This window comes from Microcystis sp. LE19-84.1B, from assembly GCF_027531875.1.
Classification (GTDB): Bacteria; Cyanobacteriota; Cyanobacteriia; order Cyanobacteriales; family Microcystaceae; genus Microcystis; species Microcystis panniformis.
The window spans coordinates 1-4,701 of the sequence record NZ_JAPZSR010000370.1 but is presented as its reverse complement, the minus strand read 5'-3'; the positions used below and the strand labels follow the sequence as shown (position 1 = coordinate 4,701).

Here is a 4,701-nt window from a genome sequence, read left to right as displayed (position 1 = left end):
GATCGTAGGATGCGATCGCTTGTTCAAATATGCCTAAAATATCTAACGCAACCCCTCGGTTATACCAAGCTTCATGCTTATCGGGTTTAAATTCTAAAGCTCGATCGTAGGATGCGATCGCTTGTTCTAATCTGCCTAAATCAGCTAACGCAAACCCTCGGTTGTACCAAGCTTCATGCTTATCGGGTTTAAATTCTAAAGCTCGATCCCAGGATGCGATCGCTTGTTCGTATTCTTTTCCCATTGCATGAATTAAGCCTTTTTCATGCCACAATTCAGATGCTTGAACAGGATCCAGAGATGGGGAATCGCTTAAATAGGCTTTAATTTCGGCTAACTTTTCCTGTCGTTGTTGGGGAGTGAATTGCTTATAGGTATCGAGATCACCGTCTAAATAAACCAGTCTTATAATTTCTCTGTGCAATATGTCCTTATCGGTCGGAAATTCATAAACTCCCGAATACCAATCAAAAAAATCCGACGCACGACGAATAAAATACCGCAAGGCAAATTCCGGCAATAAGAATACTAAAGTAAAGGGAAATTGCCGCTCAAATCGCTCACGGGATAGGTTTAAATAGCCTAAAATCTTAGGAACTCCGGCCCAGGTTCCCCCATAAACCGGACTTTGACTCGACAAGAAATAGCCTTCACTTTCCGCTTCTTCGTAGCGCAGTAGTGCATTTTCTAAACCGCGCACAAAAAGAATGTTTAGATTGGTATAATTTGGTAGATCGACAATTTTCTCATACAAATTATCGGTTTCTGAATCAAGCTGCAGGACTTGAATATTTTTATTAGGTAAATCTTGACTGATTCCCCGAATAATTTCATCAGCTTGCACGGGAGAACAGCGAACAAAGAGTAAATTAAAGCCATTTTTTCGTCTCAGCGATCGCAGTAATGATTGATAGGATTCTGCTGCTGTTAGGGGTTGCTCTTCTGGCAATCCTTTAAAATCCGATTCCTTAGAGTTAGTTAAGAGTTTTACTTTTGGGTTTGTCATTATTATACTCCTCCCGGTGTGGGTTGGCTGAGGATTGCGTCTTTAAACTCCTTAATTTCGGTAATTAAAGGATGCACATCATACCAACTTTTTAACTCTTTATCTGCATCAAAATAAGCATATTGTAAAATACAACGATTGAATAATAATTTACGATGAGCTTCATCATTTTGAATTTCGTTGGTAAGATATACCTTAGCCAGAATTTTCCACTGCTCGTGTTCTACTGTTCTCCGATAGACATCTCTAGCTTGAGTTATTGCTCTTTGAGCAGCTTTTGCGGTAATAGGTAAAGCATCCACATAATCTAAAGCGGTTTGCATTAATAAAATTAGGTTTCGTACATGACCTCCAGTCATTAAACATAATCGCTCTAGAACTTCTTGACTTTCAAAAATATCTGTTTCTAGCTTTTTCGTCGGTAAAAATTGCCGCGTTCTTTTCTCAATAATAGCCTTAATTTTTGCCATACCATCGGTATTAATAGTACGATCAGGATTGCGAAGCATAATTATCGGTAAAACCATCGGGTCATTATCATAAATATCCCGTAGATCATTGGCCCGATTAGAATAGGCCATTGAAATAGGTATAGTATAAATCAAATGACAATTTAACCCCTTTAATTGATTAGCTCGATCTAAAAAAATCTCATCATGATTAGTTTTATGATCTCGCCGATATATCGGTACAATGCGATCTAAGTTATCAACAATTACCACTAACTTTGTTGAATCATCTAAGACAGTTTTGCTATTATCAATAAACTCATTTAGTGCTGTTAACAGCGTAACAGTATGAGGATTGATTTTATTTCTTATTTCTTGTCTTTGACTAGGAATTGCCCGAATCGCCGCAGATAATTTACCAAAGTATTTAATCAAGTCTCCCGTTTCTAATTTGACATCTTCCACTTTAATCTCTGTTAAAGCTAAATCAATTAAATCCTGCCAACGGGATTTTATCCAGTTTTTTAATGGGGTTGAATTAGCCTGTTTTAGTTGTTCTAATAAATGGCGTGTACAGGCAATGAGAATATCTGTATATTGAGCATCTTCTGGATCGATATCGTCTTCATCTGCCGCAAAATAAACAACAAAACAATTTTTTTGCTCTAGATATTTTTTCAGCCGCAATAATTCCGTGGATTTCCCCCCTCCTCGATGTCCTGTGTAGAGTTGATGGGTGTAGTCTGTTGGCAGCGCACGAATAATTTTTCTGCCTAAATCTTGACAAACATCGGCATCCGCTCTCACTGCTTTTAGATCCACATAAAAGGGACTATCGGCAGGTAAAGGAACTGGTTTAAAGGCATTAGCAAGATTAGCGATCAATTGTTCAGACATAGGCGACTATAGCTTAATTGATGTCATTATTATAACAATACTTATTGACAAGATGTTATACCAAATCCGTTTTTAATATTACGACTAACTCTCGATCGAACTTCAAAAACCCAGTTATGGATTTTTTCCCCCACACCCGATTAAAATTGAATTTCACTCATATCTAGGGATAAAAAGCGATCGAGTCCTAAATACATCCAATAAATAGAGTTTGGGGATTCCTGAATAGTTTTTTGAAATCCCAAGGCTGCGCCTAATTTCTCATAATCAGGATGAATAATCAAAGTATGTAAATCGCAGAGATTAGGAAAATCTAATGTCATTCTCTGGAGAGTTTTTTGGGCATCTTGCAGAAATATTAAACGATATTTTTCTAAATAATTAGCATCAATCATCCAACTGCGAATAAATACCGAAAGACAATTTTCATCTCCCACAGATGCCATTTTAAAAGGATCCTGTTCGTTGATCGCACTTAGATGTAAACTCTTGTTAGGAGAGGTAAAAAAATTCGCTTCCGACTCGTTTGCGGTGGGATAGAGCAGATAAAAACCGACGGGATTAAGATTATCTACCCGACGCAAAACTCGCATACCTGTAGTGTAATCTTTTGCCCAACCCCGCAACAGACGAGAAATGCGATGGGGAATTGCCTCAGCATTGCGATTCATCCAGTTATAATTGCGTGTCAGCAAGTTAGCCACAGGAATCGCATCACAACGGGGATTAAATTGATCTAATTGCAATTCCACAGATGATTCTGAGTTATCAGGCTCTAAAATTCCCGTAATTGGCTTGATTTTAATTCTGGTGGTGTTGCCGTCAAAAATTTTTTCAATTAAACCAAGGGCTGCTAATTTATCTAACATCATACCGGCAGAGCGATCGCTGCCCTGATCCTGATCCTGATAAAATAGATCGGATGCTTGTCGATGGGTACAGATAATGGCAGTGGTGGGAAAAATTAACTGGGATAAGGGGGGTTTTACCTGTCCTTCCTTGGCAATCGCATAAATCCAAAGACGCAGAAAACAAGTGGCACGCACCCGGGTTAATCCCACTCTCCCCACCAAGCGCTCGATCATTTGTTCTTGTTTTTCCCAAGAATACCAAATTTTCAGATGTTTAATCTCCATCTTTTTGGTCCTAGATTCTAACAACGATTATACTTGATACTTCACCCCAATTCACCCCAATTCACCCCAGTTCTCAACCCTCCCCCTACTAGATAGCGCTCATTGTTGTTGCACCTCTACAACAGATAGAATGGGTGTAGAAACATTTAGGAGACGATTATGAACGATAAAAAATACGGTACTGCTTCCAGTCATACTCAAGCATGGATTTTTCAAACTTGGTTATCTTTTATTGTCTCTATTTCCGCCACTTCTTTAGGGGTTGTTTATCTGCCAGTAGATCCGTGGATTAAAGGTTATTTAGGCATGGGTTTACTATTTAGCGTCGGTTCCACCATTAATTTATCAAAAACTGTCCGCGATGTGGAAGAATCTAAACGCTTAATTAATCGCATTGATGAAGCAAAGTTAGAAAGAATCTTGAGTCAGTACGATCCCTATAAGGAGTAGTTTTTACCTGTTATTGGTTATCGGTTTTTTCGATTATTCTCACCCTTTTTACTTGCTTAGGAGAGTTTATATGCTATTTACAACTAATCTAATCAGTGTGACCAAAGGAATAATTTCTCTTTTACAAAATCCCAGTAACATTATGTCTGTATATGATATTGAAGATGGACTAAAAGAGAGTTGGTTACAGCGATTATCTTTGCAATATGTTAAAAGCGATCGGGAGCATCTCACCTTTGTAACTCCTAAATTAAGTTTTATGTCAAGCTATTTTGAAAGCCTTGCTAGAAGCAAGTTTCATCGACAAGTATAATTACTCACTTGCACAAATGAGATGCCTCCTCCCTAACAAATAAACAAACCAATAGATACTTGAGGCAATGATGATTGCAGAATTAAATATCCGGTTAGAAGCCCACGAAAAAACAACCGAAGAGATAAGGCTACGGAAGGAAGCTATCGACCGGCAGTCGGCCGAGTTTAACCAGTGGATGACCAGAATCAAAGCCAGGCTGGATGCGATCGCAGGCAAGATCGAACAGGCCAAAAACAACACCAAGTAGAGCGAACGCAAAGCGCTCGCTACGCCAGATCGCATTCTCTCGCTCAAAGGAAAAGGTGCTTCTTGACATCCTCGCCGCCCTAAAAGTGCGGCGATTCCTAAACCTCACGATTTAAGTTTCTGCTTCCACCACCGTCGCATACCACAGTTAAAAAACCATGTACTGTCTTACACAGAGTCCACAGACTTTCGCCCCATTTC

At 39.0% G+C, this 4,701-nt stretch carries 6 protein-coding genes; 3 read left to right on the top strand and 3 right to left on the bottom strand.

Going from position 1 to position 4,701, the window contains the following annotated elements:
- The 3 genes from O9324_RS20880 to O9324_RS20870 form a co-directional block, all read right to left on the bottom strand.
- The coding region (locus tag O9324_RS20880; RefSeq protein ID WP_288141204.1) for a tetratricopeptide repeat protein at nucleotides 1-1,006 on the bottom strand (1,006 nt) is incomplete at its 3' end.
- Nucleotides 1,007-1,008: 2 nt separating this feature from the next.
- A complete protein-coding gene (locus O9324_RS20875; RefSeq protein ID WP_288141203.1) occupies nucleotides 1,009-2,352 on the bottom strand; it encodes a P-loop NTPase fold protein in 1,344 nt (447 codons plus the stop codon).
- A 140-nt stretch (nucleotides 2,353-2,492) separates the two neighbouring features.
- Nucleotides 2,493-3,488, bottom strand: a complete 996-nt coding sequence (locus O9324_RS20870; RefSeq protein WP_288141202.1) for a hypothetical protein — start codon at nucleotides 3,486-3,488, stop codon at nucleotides 2,493-2,495.
- Nucleotides 3,489-3,647: 159 nt separating this feature from the next.
- Between O9324_RS20870 and O9324_RS20865 the strand changes: the two genes are divergently transcribed.
- The 3 genes from O9324_RS20865 (at nucleotide 3,648) to O9324_RS20855 (ending at nucleotide 4,501) form a co-directional block, all read left to right on the top strand.
- The gene (locus O9324_RS20865) at nucleotides 3,648-3,938 is read left to right on the top strand and encodes a YiaA/YiaB family inner membrane protein (RefSeq protein ID WP_002786134.1); all 291 of its coding nucleotides are present in this window, start codon (nucleotides 3,648-3,650) and stop codon (nucleotides 3,936-3,938) included.
- A gap of 142 nt (nucleotides 3,939-4,080) precedes the next feature.
- Entirely contained in the window at nucleotides 4,081-4,251 is a 171-nt protein-coding gene (locus O9324_RS20860; protein WP_288141201.1) for a hypothetical protein, read from the top strand.
- Nucleotides 4,252-4,318: 67 nt separating this feature from the next.
- Nucleotides 4,319-4,501, top strand: coding sequence for a hypothetical protein (locus O9324_RS20855; protein WP_287630511.1), 183 nt, complete (start codon nucleotides 4,319-4,321; stop codon nucleotides 4,499-4,501).
- Nucleotides 4,502-4,701 lie beyond the last annotated feature (200 nt).

Excerpts from the sequence above, each read along its gene's own strand:
- O9324_RS20870 (WP_288141202.1), bottom strand. The coding sequence starts at position 3,488 with ATGGAGATTAAACATCTGAAAATTTGGTATTCTTGGGAAAAACAAGAA.
- O9324_RS20855 (WP_287630511.1), top strand. The coding sequence starts at position 4,319 with ATGATGATTGCAGAATTAAATATCCGGTTAGAAGCCCACGAAAAAACA.
- O9324_RS20875 (WP_288141203.1), bottom strand. The coding sequence starts at position 2,352 with ATGTCTGAACAATTGATCGCTAATCTTGCTAATGCCTTTAAACCAGTT.
- O9324_RS20865 (WP_002786134.1), top strand. The coding sequence starts at position 3,648 with ATGAACGATAAAAAATACGGTACTGCTTCCAGTCATACTCAAGCATGG.
- O9324_RS20860 (WP_288141201.1), top strand. The coding sequence starts at position 4,081 with ATGTCTGTATATGATATTGAAGATGGACTAAAAGAGAGTTGGTTACAG.